We start from the raw sequence: 25121 nt of genomic DNA, 5'->3' as shown, positions 1-25121 counted from the left end.
CATCTACGGCGTCGGCGGCGGCTCGCATGCGGTCGGCCACGATGCTTATCTGCGCTTCTTCCGGCTGGACCTGCCGACCGACTTCCATGCCGACACCCAGCTGCAGCGCATGTCGGCCGCCACGCTCGGCCCGGACGACTGCGTGCTGGCGATCTGCAATTCCGGCCGCTTCCGCGATCTGGTCGAGAGCGCCGAGATCGCCCGGCACTACGGCGCCACGATCGTCGCCCTGACCCGCCCGGACACGCCCCTGGCCCGGGCGGCGGAGATCGTGCTGGCCGTCGCCCCGCCGGAGGACAGCGACATCTTCAAGCCGACCGCGTCGCGCCTGGCCCATATGGCGGTGATCGACGTGATCGCGACCGGCGTGGCCATGCGCCGCGGCCCCACCGCCCTCGAAAGCCTGCGCCGGGTCAAATACACTCTCAGCCAGATTCCCACCCTCGACGAGCCGGCCGCTCCCGTGCCGCCCCGCGACACCACGCCCCGGCCCCGCCCTGTCCGACGGAAAGCCCATGCCTGACCAACCGCGCTACGACCTGCTGCTCCGCAACGGCACCGTGATCGACGGCTCCGGCGCGCCCCGTATCCAGGCAGATGTCGCCATCCTCGGCGACCGCATCGCCGCCGTGGCCCCGGCCGGCAGCATCGCCACGGACCGGGCGAAGGACAGCATCGACGTCGCCGGCCGGGTCGTGGCGCCCGGCTTCATCGACGTGCACACCCATGACGACCGGGCGGTGATCGACGGCCCGGACATGCTGCCGAAGATCAGCCAGGGCGTGACCACCGTGGTGGTCGGCAATTGCGGCATCAGCCTGTCGCCGCTGACGCTGCAGGGCGCCCCGCCGCCGCCCTTGAACCTGCTGGGCGACGAAGCCGCCTACGAGTTCCCGAGCTTCGCCGACTATCGCGGCCGGCTGGGCGAGGTGGTGCCGGGCGTCAATGTGGCGGCGCTGATCGGCCATTCCTCGCTGCGCATCGGCACCATGGCGGACACCGGGCGCAAGGCGAATTCCGGCGAGATCGACGCCATGCGCCACCTGCTGGCCGACAGCCTCGATGCGGGCGCCATCGGCTTCTCCACCGGCCTCTACTACAAGCCGAACGCCGCGGCGGATGCCGACGAGGTGGCGGCGCTGGCCGAGCTCCTGGCCGACCGCGGCGGCGTCTACGCCACCCATATGCGCGACGAGCACGACAAGGTGCTGGATTCCCTGGAGGAGAGCTTCTCCACCGCGCGCCGGGCCAAGGTGCCGGTGGTGATCTCGCACCACAAATGCGCCGGGCCGCACAATTGGGGCCGCAGCCGCGAGACCCTGCCGGTGATCGAGGCGGCCAGCAAGAGCCAGCCGGTCGGGCTCGACGCCTATCCCTACACCGCCGGCTCGACCGTGCTGGACCCGGACCATGTCACCGGCGACATCCGCATCATGGTCGCCTGGTCCAAGGCGCAGCCGGAGATGGCGGGCCGCGACCTGGCCGACATCGCCGCGGACTGGGGCTGCACCGAGAAGGAGGCGGCGGTGCGGCTGCACCCGGCCGGCGCCATCTACTTCCAGATGGACGAGGCCGATGTCCGCCGCATCCTGTCCTTCCCGCTGACCATGATCGGCTCGGACGGGCTGCCGCATGACAGCCACCCGCATCCCCGCCTGTGGGGCACCTTCCCGCGCGTGCTGGGCCATTACAGCCGCGACCTCGGCCTGTTCCCGCTGGAGACGGCGGTGCACAAGATGACCGGCCTGTCGGCGATGCGCTTCAACCTGCCCGGCCGCGGCCTGGTGCGCGAAGGCCACGCCGCCGACCTGGTGGTGTTCGACCCCGCCCACATCGCCGACGCCGCCACCTTCGAAGCCCCGAAGACCCCGTCGCGCGGGCTCGACTTCGTGCTGGTCAACGGCCGCCTGTCCTGGCGCGCCGGCGAGACCGAGGTGGACCGGGCGGGACGGTTGCTGGTGCGGGGGTAGCCCACCGTATACTGACACCCTCCTCGTCATGGCGAGGAGCGAAGCGACGTGGCCATCCAGGGTTCGGTGCCGCTGGGATGGCCACGCCCCCCAATAGGTGTGAATGGCGGGGCTCGCCATGACGAACAGGGCGAAAGCCCCGGGCCTATTCCATCCGGGCCGTCGCCAGGATCGTCGCCAGGCTGGTGGCCATGCCCTTCAGCATCGGCGCCTTCTCGGTGTCCATCCATTCGTCGAGCGAATGGGCCCGGCCGCTCTGGCCCGGGCCGTTCTTGCCCAGCGTCACCGCCGGGATGCCGAGGCTCCACGGGATGTTCGAATCGTTCGAGGCCTCGCGCGGGCCCTTGAACTCGTAGCCCCCCGCCTCGATCGAGGCCTTGGCCAGCTGGAACAGCAGCTCGGTCTCGGCGATGGCGCCGGCCGGGCGGTCGCCGATCACCGCCGTCTCGACCGAGATCTCGCCCTCCTTGGTCGACCGGGCGGCATTCTCGGTCGCCGCCGCCTGCTCGATCACGGCCAGCAGCCGCTGCTGCACCCGGCCCAGCCCGTCGCTGTTGCCGGAGCGCATGTCGACCTCCATCGAGGTCTCGACCGGGATCGAGTTGACCGAGGTGCCGCCCTTCACCACGCCGACATTGTAGGTCACCTTCGGGTCGGCCGGGACCTGGGTGCGGGCCAGCAGCGTGATCGCCTCGGCCATGGCGTAGGCGGGGTTGACCAGGCCGAAGGCGCCGAAGCTGTGGCCGCCCGGGCCCTTGTAGGTCACCCGGTAGCGCTTCGAGCCGACGCCGGAGCTGGTGAAGGTGTCGGCCGACCCGCCCTCGATCGAGAAGAAGGCGTCGATCCGGTCCTTGTACTTGCCCTTGGTGAACAGGTGGCGGACGCCGCGCAGGTCGCCCAGCCCCTCCTCGCCGACGGTGCCGACGAACAGGATGTTGGCCTTATGCCTGATCCCGGCCGCATCCATGGCGCGGATATAGGCCAGGATCGCCGCCAGGCTGAAGGTGTCGTCGCTGACGCCCGGGGCCATCAGCTTGGTGCCCTCGCGCCGCACCTTCACATCCGTGYCCTCGGGGAACACGGTGTCGAGATGGGCCGACACCACGACCACGCGGTCGCCGCCCCCGGTGCCCTGGCGCAGGCCGAGGACGTTGCCCTCCTCGTCGATTTCGACATCGGCCAGCCCGGCGCCGCGCAGCAGCTCGGCGAAGGCCTTGGCCCGCACCTCCTCCTTGAATGGCGGCGCCGGGATCTCGACCAGCGTGATCCCTTCCGCGATGTAGCCGTCATAGCCCTGGTCGATGTGCTGCAAAGCGGCGTTGAAGCCGGCGCTGTCCCGCACCCGCTGGATCTCCGCCTTCGCCTGGGCCGCGCTGTCCTGGGCCAGGGCGGGTCCCGACAAGCCGACCCCGATCGCCGCCGCGAAAATCGCGGCTCGACACACAAACGCCATCGTTTCCCCCTTCGATTGCTTCCGGGGGAACGCTAGCACCCGAAGGTTTTGCCGGACAATATCCGATAGGCTTCAGATCCTCTTTAGAGCCCGAATCCCCGGAGAGAAATCCAGGTGGTCGGAATGAGAGGATCCTGGTCGGTCCACCAGAGAAACGAAGCCTGACGGGACGAAGTGCGGCAGACACCGCCGATGCTGGCCGCCGATTTTTCAGGGCGCGCGCCGCGCATTTTCCGGGGGGAGATTTCGATGCTGGTCCTGGCTTTCCTGATCGGGTGCGTCGCCGGGCTGCGGACGATGACCGCGCCGGCGGCGGTCAGCTGGGCCGCCCATCTCGGCTGGCTGCCGCTCGACGGCACCGGCCTGGCCTTCCTCGGCGCTTCGGTGACGCCCTGGCTGCTCACCGCGGCGGCGCTCGCCGAGCTGGTCGCCGACCAGCTGCCGAAGACGCCGAGCCGCAAGGTGCCGATGCAGTTCGGCGCCCGGATCGTCAGCGGCGCGGTCTGCGGCGCCGCCTTCGGCATCGTCGGCGGCTCGGCGATCGTCGGGCTGATCGCGGGCGTGGCCGGCGCCGTCGCCGGCACGATGGTGGGCGCCGAGCTGCGCTCCCGCCTGGCCCGGGCCGTGGGGCGTGACCTGCCGATCGCCCTGCTGGAGGACGCGGTCGCGATCGGCGCTGCGGCCTGGATCGTCACGTCGGTGTAGCTGGCCCAGGCCCCATGCTTCATTTTAACCTGTCATGCCCGGGCTTGACCCGGGCATCCAGGGAATGTCGATGCCGCTCTGGGTGGCCCCTGGATCCTCGGGTCAAGCCCGAGGATGACAATAATTATGGTGAAGCCTGCCCCTTGCCGCGCTCACACCGGCCCCACCCCCGCCGTCAGGATGCGCAGGGCGAAGATCACCCACATCGCCAGCAGCAGCACGAATCCGGCGGCGTAGGCGCCGAAGCGGGGGCCCAGGCGGTTGGCGCCGGTATGCACCGCCACATGCAGGATCCGGCTGGCGACGAACAGCCAGGACATCACCACGAACAGCAGGTCGGCCTTCCTGGTCATCATCGCCAGGATCACCAGCACGAAGAACAGCAGCGGCAGCTGCAGCTGGTTGTGGAAGCTGTTCGCGATCTGGGTGGCCCGCGCCGGCCAGGCCGGCTGGCCGAGGACGATGTCGCCGGTGCGCACCTCGCCCCGCCGCAGCGCGCCGGCGCGCTCCCGCAGCAGCCAGACCGCCAGCAGGAAGGTCAGCGCCACCTGCGCGAAGACCGGGAGGAGGATGGCTTGCACGGTCATGGCCGGAGTCTCCGCGGTTCGGCGGCTCTCACAGCTGGGTCATCACCGCGAAGCCGAGGGCGACCAGCACGAGGAATCCCCAGAAGGCCCAGTTCAGGTACTTCTCGAGATAGTGCCGCACCTGCTCGCCATAGATCCGCATCAGCACCGCGACCAGGAAGAAGCGCAGGCCGCGCGAGGCGATCGAGGACAGGATGAAGAGGCCGAGCGGGAACTGGGCCACGCCGCTGGTGATGGTGACCAGCTTGTAGGGGATCGGCGTCACCCCCTTGGCCAGGATGATCCAGCTGCCCCATTCGGCGTATTTCTGCTCGAATTCGTGGAACCCGGCCTGCAGCCCGTAGAGGTTGATCAGCCAGGCGCCGACCGTCTCGAACAGGAAATAGCCGATGGCGTAGCCGACCAGGCCGCCGATCACCGAGGCCACGGTGCACAGCCCCGCCAGCCACCAGGCCCGCCGCGGATTGGCGAGCATCATCGGGATCAGCACGACGTCGGGCGGGATCGGGAAGAACGAGCTTTCGGCAAAGGCCACGCCGGCCAGCGTCCACTGCGCCCGCGGCCCGTGCGCCGCCCGGATCAGCCGGTCATATTGCCGCCGGATGAACCCCGGCCGCTCGACCCCAACCTGAACGCCCCCGTCCTGCACCACGCGCCGCTCCCCTGCCCCGGTCCCTCGTGCCATGGTCATAGACGGCGGCCGGGCCGGTGTCACGGGCGGGAATGGGGGAGCCGCCCGGGGCGCCTGCAGTGGCGAGCCAGCGGCCGGGCCCTCACGCAAGAGAGCCGCCATTGCGGCGTTCGCCGGGGTTCAATGGAGCGGACATTTGTGGCGGCCAGCGGTCGAAAGCTGATCTCCGCACTGTTGTGCTTCGAAGGCTTGGCTATTTATAGGCGGCAGAACGTTGCCGGGCCAATCGGCTCGACATCCCCCTCCTGTTCGTAGCCCTCTCATATAGCCCGCAAACTCGCATCTAGTCGGCTTTCGACGTCTTGACGATCTGGTAAAGGGCGGCGACGGCCTCGTTGAGCTTGCTGGTGCCTTCCGGCGGCTGGCTGTTGGTCTGGACCGTGATCATCAGGTCCTCGGCGGCGATCCAGACGTAAAGCGTCCGATAGCCGAGGGTCTCGCCCTGGTAGAACCATTGCGCGCCCATGGGCCCGAGGATGCGGTTGCCCAATCCCAGAGAGAAGCCGGCCGGATCATCCGCGGAAACGGCGGCGATCGGTTCGCCCGTCTTCATCGAGACCAGCTGCATCCACTCCTGCTGCTGCTTCGGCGGCACCACCTTCCCGTGGAACACGGCGCGCATCCAGCGATCGACGTCGCGGGCGCTGGAAATCGCGCCGCCGGCGGCCTGTGCCCAGGAGGTGCTGGCCTCGCGCATGTCCCGTCCCAGGACCGGCAGGTTCCACGATTCCTTGCAGCCGGGCTGGTAGTCGGCACATGCCTGGTTTTCGAAGTAGCCATGCGACAGCCGGTCGATCACCGATTCCGGGTAGGTTCCGGCCTCATAGAATGTCGAGTAGAGACCATGCGGCTCGATGATGAGATCGTGGACCAGGTCGCGATAGGTCTTGCCGCCGGCTTTTTCGGCGATCATGCCGGCGAGGACATAGTTGGTATTGGAATAGAAATAGCCGCTGTTTTCTGGAAGCTGGTTGGTCGCGCTCGGATACGCGGCAGCGACCAGCTCTTTCATCGTGAAGTCCCGCTTGGGCTGGTCCACCCAGGCGCGGGACATCCACTCGGTCTCGGAGTAATTCGGAATGCCGCTCGTCATGTTGAGGAGGCGGCGGATGGTAACGTCCTGCCACGCCGGATATTCCGGCAGCCACTTGCCGAGCGGGTCATCGATCGAGAGTTTTCCGGCCGCTTCGAGCTTGAGGATCACCGCGACGACGAATGACTTCGACGTGCTCCCCATCTGATAGAGGGTGTCCTGGTCAACCGGACCGGCGCCCGGGTCGCGGCCCACTGTCCCGGCGAAGGCTTCGATTGCCGGTCCGGCATCGCCGAAGCTGATATACGCGGCGATGCCGGTGACCTCTTCGATCGGTGCTCGTGCCGCCAGCCAGGCGGCGAGCGCAGCCTGGACCTTCTCGACCTGAGTCGACTCGGCCGCCAGACAGACATTGGCAGCCAGAGCCATGCCGGCTCCCAAGAGGACCGAAAGCATTCCATTCTTCATCTCGCGCTCCCGATTGTCGTTACAACGATGCTTCCGAAAGCCGCTATGTGCCGGGGCACCGACAGGGGTTCAGAACCGATAGCCCAGCCGACCCAGGCCGGCATGTGAGGCATAGCCGTCGCCGACCTCGGTGCTGTACTGCAGTCGAAAATCCCAGTTCGTGCTGTTCAGCACCTCGGCGCCGACGGTGAACTTGCCCAGCACGTCCGGGATCGGCGTCGTGGCGCGGAAGCCCCGGCTGCCCGGCTGATCGGCAAAACGCGCCGTCGCCGCCCAGTCGCCGCTGGCGTTGAGCTCGATGCCGGCGCTCGCGAACGGGCGCAGCACCGCGGTCCCGCCGATCGGGATGCGCCTGCCCACCTCCACCGCGGGAATCGCCGTGAAGGCGGTGGCGCCCTCGGATTCGACGGCAAGGTCGAATGCGCCGGCCCCCGTCTCGGTGTAGCTGTTGCCGTGCACATAGGTCAGGTGCAGGTCGAGGCGCGGCTGCACGTACCAGTCCGCGATCGGCGCCTGGTAGGCAAGGCGCGCATTGGCGCCGACATGCCAGATGTTCGGCGAGGCGTCGGCGGTCCCCCGGAAGCTGCCGGCTTCGACCGAGCGTTGGCTGTCATACCAGCCATAGCCGAAGTCGAGCGCACCCGAGGCCTGCCACGGCCCGGTCTGGTAACGGAGGGACGCGCCGAGCAGCAGGCTGTCGCCGCTGACCCGCGAGCTGCCGCCATCGCCGCGGAGGCTGCTGCTCTCATACCCGATGGATCCGCCGAGGAACCAGGCGGGAGCAATCTCGCGCTGCCCGCCGGCCTGAAGCGTCCAGGCGGTCGTATGGTAGCCCAGCGCATCGCTGGTGCTGTCCTGGTCGGCCACGCCGCCATAGGCGCGCGCCCAGGTGCAGCTGGCCTCGTCCTGGGTCCGGCCGGCGCCCTCGAAGGTCGCGCATTCGTCCAGCATGTTGGTGACGAAGCCGTGGCTCGAGCTGTAGCGGAGGGCCGCGGCCGCCCCGACCGCCTGCCCGGACAGGCTGCTCAGCGTTTTCGCATAGCTGCTGCCGTCCCCGACCCCGGCGAGCGCGGTGAAGCCTTCGTCGAACCCGGCGCCGCTGTCCCAGAGCTGCTGCAGATGCGCCGCCACCCGCCGCTGGTTCCGGCCCAGCGGGCCGGCCGCGGCGTTGAATTCCGCCACCGGCTGCAGCTGCAGGGTCCCGCCGGACTGCTGCGCATCGAAGCGGTAGAGATGGGTGCGGCTGACCGAGAGGCCCGGATCGACCGCCAGCCCCCCGGTTGCGCTCAGCACCGTCACGGGGCGGTTGGCGAGCGACAGCGGATGCACCTCCACCACGCCGCCCAGCCGCGCAGTGCCCTGCACGTCGAGGAGATCCGCCGTGCCGGTGCTGTGGTTGGTCTCCACCACCAGGCGGCCCGTGGCGCTTTGCACGAGATCGCCCGTCACGGTCGTCCGGCCGATCGCGCCGGCGCCGCCGACCTGCAGGCTGCCGGCGTTGCGGAGCTCGCCACCGTTCAGGTCGATGGCCGTGAAGGCCTCGATCACACCGCCGGGACGGTTGTCCACGACATTCCCGGCCCCGCTGTTGAAGACGATGTCGCCCGAGATCGTTCCCGTGTTCGTGACCTGGGTGTTGCCCGCCGGCGTGTCGGTCAGGATCGCCAGTCGATTGAGCGAGAAGATGATCCCCGCATTTCTGATGTAGTTCGCGGTGCCGCCCATCAGCCGGATGCCCGCCACGTCGCGCTCCGATATGGGTTGACCGCCGGGGAAGGCAGTGTCGGTCAGGCCGCCCTGAACGCTCGATTTGCCATCGATCAAAATCTGGATCTCGCCTGATGATGTTCCATCGCTCTGGGCGAAGATGCCTGGCGACCCCGCTCCCGACGCCGTGACCATGCTGCCGATGAGGTCGATAAAAATATCACCGCCGGCGCCATCGCCGCCGGCGGTGCCCCGCGCCTGGATCTTGTTCTGGGAGCCGTCGGCGTTGTTGTAGTTCACCAGGCCGCCGCCGCCGCCGATGCTCTGGGCGAAGATGGCCGGGGCATAGTCGCCCGTGGTCTGAACGCGGGCGTTCTCCACAAAGATCGAGACCTCCCCGCCAAAGCCGGCGTTGGACTTCACGGCCAGCGCCGTACCCGTCTGGTAGTCGTGGACCGAGGACGGATCGCCGGCGAAGCCGCCGCCTCCGCCGATGCTCTGGGCAATGATGCCGTAGGCGCCCTTGCCGGCTGTGAGAATCGCCGTGCCCGTTTCGAGATCAACGTTGACATTGCCGCCGTCGCCGCTGGCGCCGCCAGGCCCGGCCGCGCCGCCCGGCAGGACGACCTGCCCCCCGACGGCCATCCCGCCGCCGCCCCCGATCGACTGCGCCAGGATGCCATGCGCGTCCAGGCCGGATGTGGTGATCGGGCCGCCCGTGGTGACGGAGACGGCCCCGCCGTTGCCGTCGACGCCTTTCTGGCCGCCGAACGTCAACGTCAGCCCATGAACGTCGGCAAGACGTCCTTGCGGGTTGATGACGATCTTGGAGGGATCGAAGGTCTGGTCGGTGGTCATCGTCCGGACCAGCCCGCCGCCGCCGCCGACGCTCTGGGCAAAGATGGCGATGCCGTGCTTGCCGGTGGTGGTGATCGCGCCGTCCGTCGTGACGCTGACCTCGCCACCATCCCCGCCGGTGCCGCCATTGCCGCCGATCCCGACGGAGAGGCTCTTCAGCGAGCCGCTGACGGTGCCGGCCAGCGACCCTTCGCCGCCGCCGCCGCCCACGCTGTGCGCCAGGATGCCGAAGGCGGCCACGCCCTGCGTCAGGATGTGGCCGCCCGTCTGGTTGGCCACCGTCACGGCACCGCCGTTGCCGCCGGCGCCACCCGTGCCGCCCACCCCGATCGCGGTCTGGATCGGGGTGTCGTCGGCGGCGGCGCTGGTCGACGTTGCGGCACCGCCGCTGCCGCCGCCGCCCCCGACGCTCTGCGCATAGATGCCGTCCGACTGGGCGCCATRGGTMGCGATCCCCCCGGTGTTGGTCGCATTGGCCGCGCCGCCGTCGCCCGCGGCCCCGCCACTGCCGCCGACCGACACCGAGACATTGATCGTCTTGGCGGTGCCGTTCTCCGGATCACCCGCCTGCGGCTGCGAGAAGATGCCGTTCAACTCGTCATAGGTCGCCTGGATCTCCTGACCGATCTGCCCGATCCGCAGGATGCCGTCGCCGAGCTTGGTGACCGTCTGATTGAGGCCCAGGCCGCCGGCCAGGATGTCGAACAAGGCTTTCGCATTCGAGAAGTCGGGTGATCCGCCGGCGGTTGCACCGCCTTTGCCGCCCTTGCCGCCGCCGCCGCCGATGCTCTGCACCGACAGGCCGATCGCATCGGTACCGCGGGTCACGATGCTGCCGCCATTCGTCACCGTGGCCGTGTTGCCGTTGCCGCCCGCGCCGCCGCTCCCGCCGACCCCGACGGCAAGGCTGAGATTGCCGCCGCCGGCCGTGGCGACTCCACCCCCGCCGGCGCCACCGCCCCCGCCGACGCTTTGGGCAAACACGCCATCGGACCCGTCGCCGACCGTCGTCACCGCGCCGGTGTTTTTCAAATCGACGGTATCGGCGTGGCCGCCGGTGCCGCCGGTCCCGCCCACGCCGACCGAGGCGGCGAAGCTGCCCTTTGCCTTGCTCGCCGATGCTGAGGCATCGCCGGTGCCGCCGGCCCCGCCGCCGCCGCCGACGCTTTGGGCAAAGACGCCATAGGCATCCTGGCCCCGCGTGGCCACGACGCCGTCATTCCACACCGTCACCGCGCCGCCGGTCCCGCCGGTGCCACCGGAACCGCCGACCGCCACCGAGACCGAAACCGTGAGGCCGCCCTGGGGGCCGCCGGAATAGGACGCTGCCGTGCTGTCGCCACCCGTGCCGCCACCGCCGCCCACGCTTTGCGCCATGACCCCGATGGCGCCGTCGCCGGCCGTGGCGATCAGCCCGTTACTGTCGAGTGTGACCTGGCCGCCGGTGTTGCCCGCCCCGCCCTTTCCGCCCATCGCCACCGAGATCGAGATGGCGGGGACCTCCTTGCTCGGCGAGAGATCCACTGCGCGCGCGGCCGCCGCCCCACCCGTTCCGCCCCCGCCGCCGATGCTCTGGATGAGGATTCCGGTGGCATCCGCGCCGTAGGTCGTGACCTGGCCGGTGTTGCTGACGGCAACATCCCCCGCCGGGCCGCCGCTGCCGCCGCGGCCGCCGACCGCGACCGCCGCAGTCGGAAGGGCGTTGGCGGCAAAGGTGAACGCCGAGCCGCCCTTGCCGCCGCCGCCGCCGATGCTTTGCGCCTGGATGCCGGCCGCATGATCGCCATAGCTGGTGATCAGCGACTTGTTGGTGACGTTCACCAAGCCACCGGCGCCGCCGCCGCCGGCGTCGCCGCCGATCGTCATCGAAAAGAAGCCGACGCCCGTCGAGGCCGCGCTGCCGCCGGCGCCACCGGACCCGCCGATGCTCTGGGCCAGGAGGCCCGCACCGCCGAGCGTGCTGGTGGAGGCGAACACGCCGTTCGTCAGCTCGACATTGACCGCTCCGCCATTGCCGCCGAGGCCGCCATTGCCGCCGATGGCAATCTGGGTGCCGATCGAGACGTCGTTGGTGTCGCCGCCCACGCCGCCGCCGCCGCCGACGCTTTGCGCCACCACCGCGATGGCGCTCTTGCCGGTGGCGATCACCGAGCCGTTGGGCGCCTGGACCACGACCGGGCCGCCATCCCCGCCCGCTGCCCCGGCGCCGCCTTGGGCGAAGAAACTCGCATTGCCGCCAGTGCCGCCGGCACCGCCGACACTCTGCACCACGGCGCCATGGGCGAGCGTCCCCGACGTTCGGACGGTGCCCGTGGTCGCAGCGTTGCCCAGGAACAGGGTGACACCACCGCCGGCGCCCGCGAATCCGCCGCCGCCGGCCTCGCCGACGCCACCCGCCCCCGCACCGGCCCCGCCGGCGCCGCCGTTGGACTGAACCAGGACGCCCTGACCGCCGCTCTGGCTGGAATAGGCGACCGAGCCGAGAATGGCGGCGCCGGCAGCGCCACCAGTCCCGCCATTCCCGCCGCTGCCGCCTCCCTGCCCAAGCCCGTCGCTCGAGGGTCCGCCATCGCCGCCATCGCCGCCGATCGCCGAGACATAGAGTCCGGCGCCGGTCGAATTGAACGGGGCCAGGTTGACGGTGACCCCGCCGCCGCTGAACGACAGCATGGCTGTGCCGCCATTGCCGCCCGCACCGCCATTGCCACCCTCGACGGTGAGGCCATAATCTCCTATGCCGCCGGTGCCTCCGGTCCCGCCATCTGCGGTGGCAAGCAAACCGAATTGCCTGGTCGTGACAGTGCCGCCCAGCCAATTCAGCGACACCGAGCCCGCCTGTCCGCCATCGCCGCCATCGCCGCCGTATGAGGCCTCCAACGCGTCATAGTTGACGGAGTTGCCCCCGTTTCCGCCCGCACCGCCGCTGGACAGCGCCGAAACGCCGACATATGCCTGGACCGATCCGCTTGCCGAGAGCACGACCGATCCGCCGGAACCGCCTTGCCCGCCAGCGCCCGAGAACTTGTCCCCGGTTCCGTCTTCGCTGGAATCTCCCCCCTTGCCGCCCTCGTTGCCTACGGACGACACGTAGAGCCCGGAACCCGCCAGGCCGGTCTTCGGGTCCGGAACGAAGGTGCCGTCGAACCCGACGGTAATATTGCCGCCCGCCCCGCCGGCGCCGCCATTGCCGCCCCGGTTTTCGTCCAGGCCGGTGCGGCCGCCTTGACCGCCGGCGCCTCCAATTCCACCCGTGCTGGTGATGATTGCGCCGAACGTCTGGAGGCTGGGGCCAGGGTTGCCGCCGCCGATGATGGTCAGGGCCTTGTTGACGCCGGTGATCTGCGCACCGGACTGTCCCGGGCTGCCATCGCCGCCGTTTTCTTCGTAGTCTCCATCGGCCCCGACACAGCCGGAGAGACCCACCGAGGTCACCGCGTAAGGCTTCAGCGGTGGAGTGGGGCCGAAGCTCTGGTTCGAGAAGTTCGCCGTGACCGCAGGCGGCGGCGACGGATTGCTGCTCGAGTTGCACTGCGCCTGCGCCGCGCTGGGGACCGTGATCTGGGCGACGGCGATGCCGCCGCCGAGCGCCAGGGCGATCCATGACCCCGAGAGGCGTCCCGGACCCGGGTCGGCTTCTCCGGCACCGCTCTCGCGGTTCGCATGGCCGCCTTCCGTTGTCGTGCAGGACCCGTCTGCTTTCCACCACCCGGTCATTGTGTCCCCCCTTCTCGACACCGGCGAACCGGTCAGTTGAGGTCGTAAAGGATCGCCGATATCTCACCTTCGTCGCCGAAGACCTCGATGACGTCGGCGATGCTGCCGATCGGCGCGACGTTGTTCACGTAGACGACATAGGCGAGCAGTCGTCCTGCCCTGGATTTCAGGTATCCGGCGAAGACCTGGGCCTTGAGCGTATCGCCCGCGACCGTCGTGCCGGTCTTCGCGAAGACCCGCCCGATGGCCGGCGCAATGACCGGATTCGGCGGATCGACGCCGACCGTCGCCAGAGACCCGTCGACACCAAGAACCGGAAGGGCGTCGAAATAGACCTCCGCGCCTTTCGTCCTCCGCATCGCCGCGAGGAGATCCGTCACGGCAGCGGGCGTTGCACGGCTGTCGGGGCTGCCGCTGCCGTTGGTCGGAAAGTCGAAGCCGTCGGGGCGGAGCCCGTAGTCGGTCACGAGCGCAGTCCGTTCGGCCGCAAGCGCGGTCCCGATCGTCCTCGCCCCCTTGGTCAGGCCGAACAGGACGAGGCTCATATTGGCGCCGAGATTGTGGCTGACCTTGAGGATCAGCCTGGCGTATTCCGAGTAGGGAGGCGACGTGAACCGGGCGACCTGCGCGGTCCGCGGATACGCGTTGTCCGACGGCAGCCTCGCACTCGGATTCGGGCCGGTGGCCGCCGCCTTGACGGGTACGCCCGCCCGGCCCAGCGCTTCGATCAGTGCCGTGCGCGCAAAGGCCGACGGATCGGGGACCGGAAACGTCCGGACCAAGGTCGGCACGCCGGGCAGAGCGGGCTTGTACCCGACCGGTATCTGGCCCTTGACGATTCCCCGTTCGGGATCGCCGGGCGAGGTCTCCAGGGAGATCTCGAGCGGTTCGCCGGCGGCGACGGTCCGCACCTCCGACGTGACCGTGAAGGCCGCGGTCTTCGGGCGCCAGTCGATGGTTGCCGGGCGTCCGGCTTCGGTCGGCAGGATCGTGACGTCGATCAGGTTGTCGTTGACGATGATCGGTGTGATCAGGACATTCCCGTTCGGCACCCGAAACTGGTCGAACAGGCGATCGTCCACGATGACATCGCCGGCGACGGCCTTGATGCCGGATGCGGCGACCTGCCGGGCGAGCAGGTCGAGGCCGGCAAGCGGATCGGGCTCGGTCAGGATCGCGCTGCCGAGCGAGTTGGCCTCGGTATGGTCGAAATTGGTGAAGGCGACCTTGCCGTCGGCCGTGGTCCGGCCGCCGAGGGTCAGGTCGCCGCTGGCGACGAGGACGAGGTCGCCGTGCAGGGTTCCGTCAGGCGCCACTTCGCCGACACGATAGACCGGCGTCTCGAAACGATGGTCGATGCCGAGCGCATTCAGCGCGAGACCGACCGAGAACAGCTTCCGCACCGAGCCCGTGAAGAACAGGGCGTCCGCGCCATAGGACGTCGTCGTCGCCCCCGAGGCGAGGTCGATCGCACGCAGCCCCCAGACCGCCCCGGAATAGCGCGGCGCATCCATGATCGCACGGATCGCCGGGGGCAGATCGGCCTGGGCCGCGGCCGAGCCGGTCGCGGCGCAGCCGAGCAGCACCGCGGCGGCCGAAGCGGAGATCAAGGCGCGTCGCACTCTGTTGACACCGGGTCGGTCCACCTCATCCTCCTGGATTGCGGCCTAATAGGCCTGCTGAACCGCAGCAGCGATCGCGGCGATGTCGTGATCGGCGGCAAGGAAATCCTCGATCGAGGCAAAGGGCGCCGTGTTCAGGAAGATCGCAAAGGCGAGATCACGACCGCTCTTCGCCTCGATATAGCCGACCTGCGTCTTGGCGATGATCACGCCCTGAAAGTCTCCGGGCGCCATCGTGATCCGGGTGCCGTCCTTGATCTGGATATGCCCGGCCGCCGGGGTTCCGACCCCGTTCGCGGCCTGTGTTCCATCCACGCCCAGGATGGCCATCCCGCGCCGTATCGACCGTCCCCAGGGCTCCTTGACGATCCGCGTCAGCACCGTCGTCTGATCGGCGGGGGCGGTCTTGGCGTGGTCGTCGGAACCGGCGCCGTCGAAGACATAGGTGCTCTGCCGCGACACGCCGAGGCGGTCGAGCAGCTCCAGCTCCTTGCCGATTCCCGCCTCGCAGTCGCGGCTTCCGGCTTTCACGGCGGCAAGGCACAGCAGCAGGTGGGCGCCGCGATTGTAGCTGACCTTGAGCACGACCTTGACGTATTCGGAAAGCGGCGGTGAGACATGCTCCGCCACCTTGGTCCCGGCAGACAATGCTGCCGCATCGGGCAGCTTGTCGGCGGGGTTCTGGCCGAGCAGGTTCGCCTCGACCTTCACGCCGGCGCGCCGGAGGGCTTCGATGAAGGCGGTCCGGGCGAAGGCAGCCGGGTCGGGCACGTGCCAGATGTTCAGGGTGGCCGGAGATCCGGCGGCGATCTCGCCCGTGACGCGGACCTCTCCCGGGGCGGGCGTTTCGACCCTGATGGGCTTCGGATTGTCCGCGACCGTCATCACCTCGGCCACCACGTTGATCGCAGCGGTCTTCGGACGCCAATCGATCGTCGCCGGCTGACCCGCACTGGCCGCCGTCGTCACGATGTCGATGACATTCTCGTTGAGCCAGATCGGCGAGATGATCCCGTCGGTCGGGTCGCGGTAGGTGTCGAACAGTCGTGTGTCGACGATGACGTCGCCTCTGACTTCGGCGATGCCGGAAGCCCGGACTGCCTTCGCCAGGCCATCCAGGGCGGCCAGCGGGTCGCTCCCCTTGACCAGGGCGCCTCCGGCAAAGCCCGTATCGGCGTAGTTGTGATCGATCTCCGGGAAATTGTTGAAGCCGAGCGTGCCGTCCGGCTGTTCGCGCAGGCCAAGGCTGAAATCGCCTGACGCGACCAGGACCAGATCGCCGTTGAGCACTCCGCCCGACACCGCCCCGGCCCGGTAGACCGGGGTGTGAAACCGGTAGTCTGGTCCATACAGGTCGAGCACGGTGGCCGAGCTGTAGACCTTCATGATCGATCCGGGGGTCAGTGACCGGTCGCCCGCCTGATCGATGAGCACGGCACCCGTGGCAAGATCAGCCACGCGCATCCCCCAGCTCGTATGCGCGTAGGCTGGTTTCGACTGGATTGTCTCGATCTGGGCCGAAACGCTTACGGGCACGTCGCCCTTGACCGGAGCCAGGGTATCGGCCTGCGCCTCGCCGCAAGCCACGGCAAGGCTGACGACAGCGGCGAGCACCGCCATGGACATCGGGGGGATGGCGGACATCGGGTTGCTCCCTTCAGCACGGCTAGAACTTTGCTCCCACCGCAAAGCGGAACAGGGTGCCATCGACATCGAGCTTCGGCTCGTCCTTGTAGGCCGTCGCGACATAGGCCATGGCGTTGAAGCGTCCGCCGATCACCGTCTGGATACCGCCCCCGACCGAACCGAGCGAGGCGGCGTCGTAGTCTCGGTCGGGCGGATTCCAGACCGCGCCATAGTCGACGAATGCGAACAGGCTGAGATCGGTCAGCCATGCGATGCCGGTGTCGATCCTCTGCCGAAGCTGGAACGCCGCGGCGATGCCGTTATCCCCGGTGATGGAGGCGCTGTCGAAGGCGCGGCTGTAGGGTTCGCCTCCCAGGTCGAAGCGGACCGCCGAGGGAAGCTCGGTGAAGGCGTGTTGCCACGCGAACTGCAGTTGTGCCGAGAGGGAATCGGTGATGTCGCGCGAGAGCGTGCCTTGCCCGAACACATAGGTGAAATCGTCGTTGTCGGTGTTCGAGCCGAGGCCGCTGAAGCCCTGGCCCATGCCGGCCTCGGCGACGATGGCGACGCCGGCGATCGTCGTGTCGTAGGTGGCTGTCGCCGTCAGCCATCGGTTGCTCTCCCGCACCGCCGGATCGCCGTTGACGTCGACCGCGATATCCTTGGCATTGATCGCGATATCGGCGATCAGGCTGTGGTCGATCGCACGCACGATCGCGTATCTCAGGAAGGCCTTGCCGAACGTGGTCTCGGCGTGGATGTCGTCCTCATCCTCCGGATTCGACCAGACCTGACCGAACTCGTACCCGGTGAAGAATCCCGATGGGCCGAGCGGGAACAGCTGCCCGAACCGCAGGAAGACGAGCTCGTCCGGGTCGGCAGGATTTGTCACCGCGAGCGCTTCGGAGCCCTCGAACAATCCGAGAGCATCGTTGAGGCGCGCGATGCCGGAGAGCTGCAGCGGCCCCGTGGCCGGCGTGCCGAGATTGTCGAGACGGGCATCGAACCCGAACCGTGTGGCGTCGACCTTCAGCACCAGCCGTCCCGCGGCCGGATCGTCCTCGACTTTGGAGAAGTCGGCCTGCACCGTGACGCCGGGGATATCGGCGATGAGCAGCAGGGTGCGCTCGAGGCTGGAGATGCGGACCGGTCGCATCGCCACCATGCGGTCGATATAGGGCCTCAGCCTCTCCTTCAGATCCTGTCGATCCGACTCGATGACAACGTCGCGGATATAGGATTCATAGACGACGATGCGGATGCGGCCAGTGGTGAAATCCTGTTGTGGAACCAGGGCTGCTCCATAGTAATCGTTCTCGCGATAGATGCGTTCGATTCCGTCGATCACCGCCTTGAGGTCGGCCAGTGAGATCTCTCGTCCGATCAGGTCTTTCCAGAGCGAAGAAAAGGCGGCTGGGCCGAGCGTCCTTGCGCCTTCGAGATCGATGTTGCGGAGCGTGAAGCGGACGGTTCCGAGCTGCTCGACCGGCAAGCCGGCAACCGGGGCGCCGTGCGTCACGGCGATGCTCGGAGGGCGTTGCGGCGGCGGCTCGAACCGGTCGATGACGGTGGTCTGCTCTCTGACGATGCGATCCGCGTCCTGCGCCTCGGCACGAGCGACCAGAACCCCGAGCAGGTTGATAGCGCTCAGACCCAGCGTGATCGTGAGACGAAGCCGACCCCCCCGATTCATCCCCACCCCCCAAACGATCTACCCGAGCATTAAGTTGCTCGTGTTCCGATTGAGCACTTTTCATTAATAATTTCGAACTTATCCCAAATCAACAAAATAGAAACAGTCTTTGATCTTTATGTCTGACTAGTTTTTCTTCGATTCGACAATATCTCCGATACTCGCCTCCACATTGTGGATCGACATTGACCATCAAGGGCCGCGCGCCGATCAATGCTGCAACGCCGCAGAATAGCATCGTATCCCGAGTTTCATCGGGTTCGAAAACAATCGTCTCAGAAAACCGATTCCAGGTGAATATGATTTTACATCTTTTCCTGGAAAACGACCCTGGAAATTGGCTGGACCATCAAGGCAGGACAAGAGGCGGAAGAGAGGAGGCGTGGCGCGCGACATCGATCGGAAGCTGCGGGTAACGGCGACGCTCCTGGGCGCAGTGACGTGTAAGCGTCTCGCGGCAGCGTACCATCGCGTCAACCCGACGACTTCATTTGACGTCGAACGTGCCCACAAATGGATACAGGATCGCGCCCGTCCTCGTGAGTTTCGGCTTTACGAGGACTGGGCGCGAGTCTTGGACCTCGAGCGCTCCGGCGCCTGAGCTTTGCCTGCGTCCGGTTTGGAGCAGGCGCGTCAACGACCGGTTATGGAGATCCTGCGGATCGGGGACCAGCTCGCGCCTGTCAGCCCTGCAGCGCCCGCCAGGCCTGGGCGAAGGAGGCGGCGGTGGCGGCCACCTCGGCCGCGGTCATGCCGGGCTTGTAGAGGGCGGAGCCGAGGCCGAAGCCAGTGGTGCCGGCGTCGCGATAGGCCGCCATCCGGTCCGGCGTGATGCCGCCGACCGCGATCAGCGGCACCGCGGCCGGCACCACTGCGCGCCAGGCTTTGACCACGGCGGGCGGGACCGCCTCGGCCGGGAAGATCTTCACCGCATCGGCGCCGGCCTTCAGCGCCGCGAAGGCCTCGGTCGGGGTGGCGGCGCCGGGGGCGCAGACCAGGTTGAGACGCTTCGCCTCGGCGATCACCTCGACATCGGCATGCGGCATCACGATCAGCTGGCCGCCCGAGGCCTGCACCCGGGCGACGTCCTCGCGCTTCAGCACCGTGCCGGCGCCGATCAGCGCCGCCTGGCCGAAGCCGTCGGCCAGGCGGCGGATGCTGTCGAAGGGCTGCGGCGAGTTCAGCGGCACCTCGATGCAGCGGAACCCGGCCTCGACCAGGGCGCCGCCGATGGCCTCGACCTCCTCCGGCTTGACGCCGCGCAGGATGGCGACCAGGGGCAGCCCGGCCAGGGCGTCGTGCAGGGAAACGCTCATGTCACACCAGCTCCGCATGCTTGGCCAGGCGCCACAGCGCCTTGACCGTGGTGTCGGCCGGGGCGATGCGGCTGCGCAGCCCCGCGGCCTCGATCGCCTCGGCGTAGCGCGCCGACAGCTCGGCGCCGCCGACGATGGTGACCTCGTCCGGCGGCGCGCCGGTGGCGGCGGCCCCAATGGCGGCTGCGACGGTGGCGCGGGCGTCGGCCACCTCGGCCCCGATCAGCAGGCCGGAGAGATAGGATCCCGCCGCCTTCGGCTCGAGCTCGCCGAACAGGCCGAGGGTGCGGGCGCTGAACAGCCGGCGCAGCAGGCCGCCGCCGGCCGCGGCGCCGACCGCGAGGCCGCGGCGGAAGGCCGGCTGGTCGTAGGCGCGGCCGTCCATCAGCCGGCCCAGGATGCTGTGCTCGGCCAGGACGGCGAAGGCCTCGCCGGTCATCGAGGTGGCGAACCAGGCGATCCGGCCGTCCTCGGCCAGGGCCCATTTGCTGTGCGTGCCGGGCAGGACGTAGAGGCGGCGGCCGGTCACGGGCGCATCGCCGAGGATCTGCACCTCCTCGCCGCGCATCACGTCGGGGATGCCGTCGGCGTCGATCCGGCTGACGCCGGGGACGATTCGCAGGGAGATGCCCAGCGAGGTCGGGATCTCGATCAGTTTCGCGACCAGCGCCGCGGCGTCGGCCGGGCAGTCCGCATAGGGCGCCTCGGCCCAGCCCTGGCGGCTGCCGATCATGCCGCAGGCGATGGCGGCGGTGGCGCCGGCGGCGATCCACTTCCCCGCCACCTGCTTGAACACGGCATCGAAATCGCCGCCGGGGACCTTGAGGATGCCGAGCGGGGCCGAAGCCTCGTCCCGCACGGCGCCGTCGGCATCGAGCAGCCAGGCGCGGAGCGAGGAGGTTCCCCAATCGAGGGCGACGAGCATGATCTGAGTCCGGAAGAGAATTGGTCGGAGCGGCGAGATTCGAACTCGCGACCCCTTGCACCCCATGCAAGTGCGCTACCAGGCTGCGCTACGCTCCGACCGAGAGCCGCCGCCGGGCAAGTGCCGGGGGCGAGCGGGCGGGACTATAGCCAGGGCCCCGCCCCTATGCAACGACGATGCTGGTCGAAATCGATCAGCCGACGCTGGCCACGGCGATGGCCCAGAAATCATCGGCCTTCAGGCTGGCGCCGCCGACCAGGGCGCCGTCGACATTCGGCACCGCCAGCAGCTCGGCCGCATTGCCGGGCTTGACCGAGCCGCCATAGAGGATGCGRATGCCCGCGGCCTCGGACGGCACATGGGCGCCCAGCGCCGCCCGGATGTGGGCATGCACCTCGGCCACGTCGGCCGCGGTCGGGGTGCGGCCAGTGCCGATGGCCCAGACCGGCTCATAGGCGATCACCGTGTTTTCCGCCGTCGCCCCGCGCGGCAGCGACCCGGCGATCTGCCGGCTGCAGACCTGCAGCGCCCGGCCGGCGTTGCGCTCGGCCTCGGTCTCGCCGACGCAGATGATCGCGACCAGCCCCTCGGCCTGTGCCGCCGCCGCCTTCTCGGCCACCACCAGGTCGATCTCGCCATGGTCCTGGCGCCGCTCGGAATGGCCGACGATGACATGGCTGCAGCCGAGATCAGCCAGCATCCGGGCCGAGATGTCGCCGGTATGGGCGCCGTCCTGCGCGGTGTGGCAGTCCTGGCCGCCGACCTCCAACCCGCTGCCCTGCACCGCATCGGCGATCGGGGCGATGAGGGTGGCCGGCGGGCAGATCAGCAGGTCGAAGGCCGGGTCGACGGTGCGGGCCAGCCGCAAAGCGAGGTCGCGGGCCAGCGCCGTCCCCTCGCTGCGCCGCAGGTTCATCTTCCAGTTGCCGGCGATCAGCTTGCGCGCCATCGGCCTCTCTCCCGCTGGTCCTCGAATGTCGCCTCCATGTACCAATCCCGACGCCATGACGCCACAGCACTCCTTGTGCATTGCTGCCCGGGAAGGCCGCACCTATGATGCGCGCCCTAACCGCCCGGGGGACCGGCGCGGCCTCGCCCTTTGTTTACGGTCGTCATGCTGCAGATCCTCCGCCACAAGGCCGGCTCCATCGTCGTCAAGGTGCTGTTCGTCCTCCTGATCCTGAGCTTCGCGGTCTGGGGCATCGGCGACATCTTCCGCAACCGGGGCCAGTCCGACACCGTGGCCACGGTCGGCGACGTGACGATCAGCCTGCAGCAGCTCGACAGCCAGTTCCGCTCCGCGGCGCAGAGCCAGCAGATCCCGCTCTCCGTCGCCCAGCAGCTCGGCTTCCCGCAGCGTGTGCTGGACAACATGATCTCCGGCTTCCTGTATGACCAGCTGGCCGTCGATCTCGGCTACGACCTGTCGAACGACGCGGTCGCCGACACGGTGCGCAACGACCCGCGGTTCCGCGACCCGGCCACCAACCAGTTCAGCCGCGACCGCTTCCTGCAGGCGCTGCAGGCCGGCGGCACCAACGAGGCCGGGTTCATCGCCTATATGCGCGGCCAGGCGCAGCAGCAGGGGGTGATGCGGGCGCTGTTCAGCGGCGCCGAGCCGCCGCAGGCGCTGGTCGACCCGATCTACAAATATCGCCGCGAGGCCCGGGTGGCCGACACCATCACGCTGCGCAACGCCGATCAGGCCGGCGTGCCGCAGCCGACCCAGGCCGATCTCGAGGCCTATCACAAGGAGCATGGCGACAAGTTTCAGTCGCCGGAGTACCGGACGCTGAGCGTCGTGCTGCTGAACACCGACGAGTTCGCCAAGACCGTCACGGTGTCGGAGGACGAGGCCCGCACCCAGTACGACAAGAGCCAGGCGAATTATCAGAAGCCGGAGATGCGGCGCTTCGGCCAGGTGATCGCTCCGACCAAGGAGCTGGCCGACCAGATCGCCGCGGCGGTGCGCGGCGGCAAGGCGGTGCAGCAGGCGGTGGACGAATCCGGCAACGCCGCGGTCAAGCTGATCCCGGTCGACTTCACCGCCAAGGCCGCCATGCCGATCCCGGCCCTGGCCGATCCCGGCTTCGCCCTGGCCCAGGGCCAGGCGACCGACCCGGTGCAGTCGCCCTTCGGCTGGCATGTGCTGGTGCTGACCGGTATCCAGCCGGCCCGGACCGTGCCGTTCGAGGAGGCGCGGACCGAGATCGAGGCTCAGCTGAAGCAGAGCAAGGCGGCCGACGCCCTGTACGACGCCGCCAACAAGTTCGAGGACGCGCTGGCCGACAACGTGCCCATCGACAAGGCGGCGCAGGAGTTCGGCTTCACCGTCGCCACGGTCCCCGCCGTGGCCCAGGACGGCACCACCCAGAGCGGCCAGCCGCTGCCACCGCTGCCCGGCCAAGGGCAGATCCTGCAGGCCGCCTTCCAGACGCAGCAGGGCGAAGTCAGCCAGATGGGCACGGTCGACGACAAGACCTCCTTCATCGTCCGGGTCGACAGCATCGTGCCGCCGGCGACCGAGCCGCTGGCCAAGGTGCGCGACGAGGTCGCCGCCGCCTGGACCGAGCAGAAGCAGGCCGACGCCGCCGCGGCCCTGGCCGCCGATGTCGCCAAGCGCCTGTCCGCCGGCGAGGCCGCGGCCGATGTCGCCAAGGCGGTCGGCGGCCAATATGCCGAAACCCCGGCGCTGCTGCGCGACGGCAGCAATGCCGGCGCCGTGCCGGTGGCGCTAGTGCGCGACCTGTTCGCCGCCAAGGTCGGCGGCACGGCGACGGCGGAGACCCCGGGCGGCCGCGTCGTCGCCCGCCTGACCAAGGTCGAGCCGGCCAAGCCGGACGCCACGGCCGAAGCCGCGGTGAAGCAGGACCTGCAGCGCGGCCTCAGGGTCGATGTCGGCGGCGGCCTGGACCAGGCGCTGCGCGCCCGCTATGGAGTCACGGTCGACCAGGCGGTCCTCGCCCGGCTGAACTACCAGGAATGATGTCGATGATTCCCCTCGCGGCGTCGCAGCGCCCCATCACCGGACCTGGTCCGGCGGCCCCGGCCTCTCCGCGCGAAGAGGCGATGGGCTGGCGCTGGCCGGCGAATGCGAGGGCTGCGGCCGGAGGACACCGGACGGGCGGCGGGGAGCGATGGCGTGGCGGCGACGACCGTCCCGCCCATCCCACTCCCCTCCCCGCTATCGCAGGTCACCGCCATGCCGGATTCCACGGCTTTTGACGCCTTCGCCGACACCTATCGCGCCGGCAAACCGCAGGTCGTCTGGACCCGCCTCGTCTCCGATCTAGACACTCCGGTCTCGGCCATGCTCAAGCTGGCCGGGGACGAGCCCTATTCCTTCCTGCTCGAATCGGTCGAGGGCGGCGCCATCCGTGGCCGCTACAGCGCCATCGGGCTGCGCCCCGACCTGATCTGGCGCTGCCGCGGCGACGCGGTCGAGATCAACCGCCGCGCGCTCGCCGATCTCGACACCTTCGAACCGGTGGCGCAGGCGCCGCTGGACAGTCTGCGCGGCCTGATCGCGGAATCGCGGATCGATCTGCCGCGCGGCTTCCCGCCGCTGGCCGCCGGGCTGTTCGGCTATCTCGGCTACGACATGGTCCGGCAGATGGAGGCGCTGCCCGACACCAATCCGGACACGCTGGGCGTGCCGGATTCGATCATGATGCGGCCGACCATCGTCTGCGTCTTCGACACCATCGCCGACGTGGTTACCATCGTCACGCCGGTATTTCCCGATCCGGCGGTGACGGCGGAAAAGGCGCATGAGGCGGCGTGCGAGCGGCTGTCGGACGTGGTCGCCCGCTTCGAATCCAGCCTGCCGCACCGCGAGGCGGCGGCCGAGGGCACCCTGCCCGCCTTGCCCGAGCCGAGCTCGAACATGACGCGGGAGGAGTATCACGCGGCGGTCGAGCGGGCGAAGGAGTACATCCGCGCCGGCGACATCTTCCAGGTGGTGCTGTCGCAGCGCTTCTCGCTGCCCTTCACCCTGCCGCCTTTCGCGCTGTACCGGGCGCTGCGGCGGCTGAACCCGTCGCCCTTCCTGGTGTTCCAGAACTTCGGCGACTTCGCCATCGTCGGGTCGAGCCCGGAGATCCTGGTCCGGCTGCGCGACGGCGAGGTCACCATCCGGCCGATCGCCGGCACCCGCCCGCGCGGCGYCACGCCGGAGGAGGATGTGGCGCTGGAGCAGGACCTGCTGGCCGACCCGAAGGAGCGGGCCGAGCATCTGATGCTGCTGGACCTCGGCCGCAACGATGTCGGCCGGGTGTCGCAGATCGGCTCGGTCAAGGTGACCGACCGCTTCATCGTCGAGCGCTATTCCCACGTCATGCACATCGTCTCCAACGTCGTCGGCCGGATCACGCCGGACAAGGATGCGGTGGCGGCGCTGGCCGCCGGCTTCCCGGCCGGCACCACCAGCGGCGCACCGAAGGTGCGGGCGATGGAGATCATCGAGGAACTGGAGGTGGCGCGCCGCGGCATCTATGCCGGGGCGATGGGCTATTTCGGCGCCAATGGCGACATGGACACCTGCATCGCCCTGCGCACCGCGGTGGTGAAGGACGACACGCTCTACATCCAGGCCGGCGGCGGCGTCGTCGCCGACAGCAGCCCGGAGGGCGAGTACCAGGAGACCCGCAATAAGGCGCGGGCGCTGGTGCGCGCCGCCGAAGATGCGGTACGCTTCGCCAACCGGCCGCGCAACGGCAACCGGCCCATGGGTCATGTCTAGAATCCGTATCCC

At 69.0% G+C, this 25121-nt stretch carries 16 protein-coding genes and 1 tRNA gene; 5 read left to right on the top strand and 12 right to left on the bottom strand.

Translation table 11 applies throughout. From position 1 onward, the window contains the following. A partial coding sequence (locus AB4Z01_RS17480; protein WP_441695819.1) for an SIS domain-containing protein occupies positions 1 to 523 on the top strand: 523 nt, incomplete at its 5' end. Continuing rightward, the gene (locus tag AB4Z01_RS17475; protein ID WP_441695818.1) at positions 516 to 1970 is read left to right on the top strand and encodes an N-acyl-D-amino-acid deacylase family protein; all 1455 of its coding nucleotides are present in this window, start codon (positions 516 to 518) and stop codon (positions 1968 to 1970) included. The genes AB4Z01_RS17480 and AB4Z01_RS17475, both read left to right, overlap by 8 nt. Positions 1971 to 2115: 145 nt before the next feature. Here AB4Z01_RS17475 and AB4Z01_RS17470 read toward each other — a convergent pair whose 3' ends face one another. After that, complete coding sequence (locus tag AB4Z01_RS17470) at positions 2116 to 3423, bottom strand: M20/M25/M40 family metallo-hydrolase (protein WP_441695817.1); 1308 nt, start codon at positions 3421 to 3423, stop codon at positions 2116 to 2118. A 249-nt stretch (positions 3424 to 3672) separates the two neighbouring features. Here AB4Z01_RS17470 and AB4Z01_RS17465 point away from each other — a divergent pair, with 249 nt between their 5' ends. Next, a complete protein-coding gene (locus tag AB4Z01_RS17465; RefSeq protein WP_441695816.1) occupies positions 3673 to 4128 on the top strand; it encodes a DUF4126 domain-containing protein in 456 nt (151 codons plus the stop codon). Between the two features lie 152 nt (positions 4129 to 4280). On the opposite strand, the gene AB4Z01_RS17460 is transcribed toward AB4Z01_RS17465, so the two are convergent. The 11 genes from AB4Z01_RS17460 to tpiA form a co-directional block, all read right to left on the bottom strand. Beyond that, positions 4281 to 4715 carry an MAPEG family protein gene (locus tag AB4Z01_RS17460; protein ID WP_441695815.1) on the bottom strand — a complete coding sequence of 145 codons (435 nt, stop codon included), beginning with the start codon at positions 4713 to 4715 and terminating at the stop codon, positions 4281 to 4283. 28 nt (positions 4716 to 4743) lie between these two features. Next, positions 4744 to 5367 (bottom strand): YqaA family protein, encoded by a 624-nt coding sequence (locus AB4Z01_RS17455; protein WP_441695814.1) that lies wholly within the window; start codon positions 5365 to 5367, stop codon positions 4744 to 4746. Between the two features lie 322 nt (positions 5368 to 5689). Then, positions 5690 to 6868 (bottom strand): serine hydrolase domain-containing protein, encoded by a 1179-nt coding sequence (locus AB4Z01_RS17450; RefSeq protein ID WP_441695813.1) that lies wholly within the window; start codon positions 6866 to 6868, stop codon positions 5690 to 5692. A gap of 108 nt (positions 6869 to 6976) precedes the next feature. Further along, positions 6977 to 13186, bottom strand: a complete 6210-nt coding sequence (locus AB4Z01_RS17445) for a hypothetical protein (RefSeq protein ID WP_441695812.1) — start codon at positions 13184 to 13186, stop codon at positions 6977 to 6979. 32 nt (positions 13187 to 13218) lie between these two features. After that, entirely contained in the window at positions 13219 to 14832 is a 1614-nt protein-coding gene (locus tag AB4Z01_RS17440) for a D-alanyl-D-alanine carboxypeptidase/D-alanyl-D-alanine-endopeptidase (RefSeq protein ID WP_441695811.1), read from the bottom strand. 21 nt (positions 14833 to 14853) lie between these two features. Further along, positions 14854 to 16452 carry a D-alanyl-D-alanine carboxypeptidase/D-alanyl-D-alanine endopeptidase gene (gene dacB / locus AB4Z01_RS17435; protein WP_441695810.1) on the bottom strand — a complete coding sequence of 533 codons (1599 nt, stop codon included), beginning with the start codon at positions 16450 to 16452 and terminating at the stop codon, positions 14854 to 14856. Positions 16453 to 16474: 22 nt separating this feature from the next. Continuing rightward, entirely contained in the window at positions 16475 to 18127 is a 1653-nt protein-coding gene (locus AB4Z01_RS17430) for a ShlB/FhaC/HecB family hemolysin secretion/activation protein (protein ID WP_441695809.1), read from the bottom strand. Between the two features lie 683 nt (positions 18128 to 18810). Then, on the bottom strand, positions 18811 to 19443 hold the full coding sequence (locus tag AB4Z01_RS17425; RefSeq protein WP_441695808.1) for a 2-dehydro-3-deoxy-6-phosphogalactonate aldolase: 633 nt from the start codon (positions 19441 to 19443) through the stop codon (positions 18811 to 18813). Position 19444: 1 nt separating this feature from the next. Then, positions 19445 to 20368 carry a 2-dehydro-3-deoxygalactonokinase gene (locus AB4Z01_RS17420; RefSeq protein ID WP_441695807.1) on the bottom strand — a complete coding sequence of 308 codons (924 nt, stop codon included), beginning with the start codon at positions 20366 to 20368 and terminating at the stop codon, positions 19445 to 19447. A 21-nt stretch (positions 20369 to 20389) separates the two neighbouring features. After that, a tRNA-Pro gene (locus AB4Z01_RS17415) sits at positions 20390 to 20466 on the bottom strand. A gap of 95 nt (positions 20467 to 20561) precedes the next feature. Beyond that, complete coding sequence (tpiA, locus tag AB4Z01_RS17410) at positions 20562 to 21317, bottom strand: triose-phosphate isomerase (protein WP_441695806.1); 756 nt, start codon at positions 21315 to 21317, stop codon at positions 20562 to 20564. Between the two features lie 165 nt (positions 21318 to 21482). Here tpiA and AB4Z01_RS17405 point away from each other — a divergent pair, with 165 nt between their 5' ends. Next, positions 21483 to 23354, top strand: a complete 1872-nt coding sequence (locus tag AB4Z01_RS17405) for a peptidyl-prolyl cis-trans isomerase (protein ID WP_441695805.1) — start codon at positions 21483 to 21485, stop codon at positions 23352 to 23354. Between the two features lie 216 nt (positions 23355 to 23570). Then, a complete protein-coding gene (gene trpE / locus AB4Z01_RS17400; protein WP_441695804.1) occupies positions 23571 to 25109 on the top strand; it encodes an anthranilate synthase component I in 1539 nt (512 codons plus the stop codon). Positions 25110 to 25121: the final 12 nt, after the last annotated feature.

This window comes from Inquilinus sp. YAF38, assembly GCF_052113205.1.
GTDB lineage: Bacteria > Pseudomonadota > Alphaproteobacteria > DSM-16000 > Inquilinaceae > Inquilinus.
The sequence above is the reverse complement of the archived record's forward strand: the minus strand, read 5'-3'. Positions and strand labels throughout refer to the sequence as shown.

Excerpts from the sequence above, each read along its gene's own strand:
- AB4Z01_RS17475 (WP_441695818.1), top strand. The coding sequence starts at position 516 with ATGCCTGACCAACCGCGCTACGACCTGCTGCTCCGCAACGGCACCGTG.
- AB4Z01_RS17465 (WP_441695816.1), top strand. The coding sequence starts at position 3,673 with ATGCTGGTCCTGGCTTTCCTGATCGGGTGCGTCGCCGGGCTGCGGACG.
- AB4Z01_RS17460 (WP_441695815.1), bottom strand. The coding sequence starts at position 4,715 with ATGACCGTGCAAGCCATCCTCCTCCCGGTCTTCGCGCAGGTGGCGCTG.
- AB4Z01_RS17450 (WP_441695813.1), bottom strand. The coding sequence starts at position 6,868 with ATGGCTCTGGCTGCCAATGTCTGTCTGGCGGCCGAGTCGACTCAGGTC.
- dacB (WP_441695810.1), bottom strand. The coding sequence starts at position 16,452 with ATGTCCGCCATCCCCCCGATGTCCATGGCGGTGCTCGCCGCTGTCGTC.
- AB4Z01_RS17430 (WP_441695809.1), bottom strand. The coding sequence starts at position 18,127 with ATGAATCGGGGGGGTCGGCTTCGTCTCACGATCACGCTGGGTCTGAGC.
- AB4Z01_RS17425 (WP_441695808.1), bottom strand. The coding sequence starts at position 19,443 with ATGAGCGTTTCCCTGCACGACGCCCTGGCCGGGCTGCCCCTGGTCGCC.
- AB4Z01_RS17420 (WP_441695807.1), bottom strand. The coding sequence starts at position 20,368 with ATGCTCGTCGCCCTCGATTGGGGAACCTCCTCGCTCCGCGCCTGGCTG.
- AB4Z01_RS17405 (WP_441695805.1), top strand. The coding sequence starts at position 21,483 with ATGCTGCAGATCCTCCGCCACAAGGCCGGCTCCATCGTCGTCAAGGTG.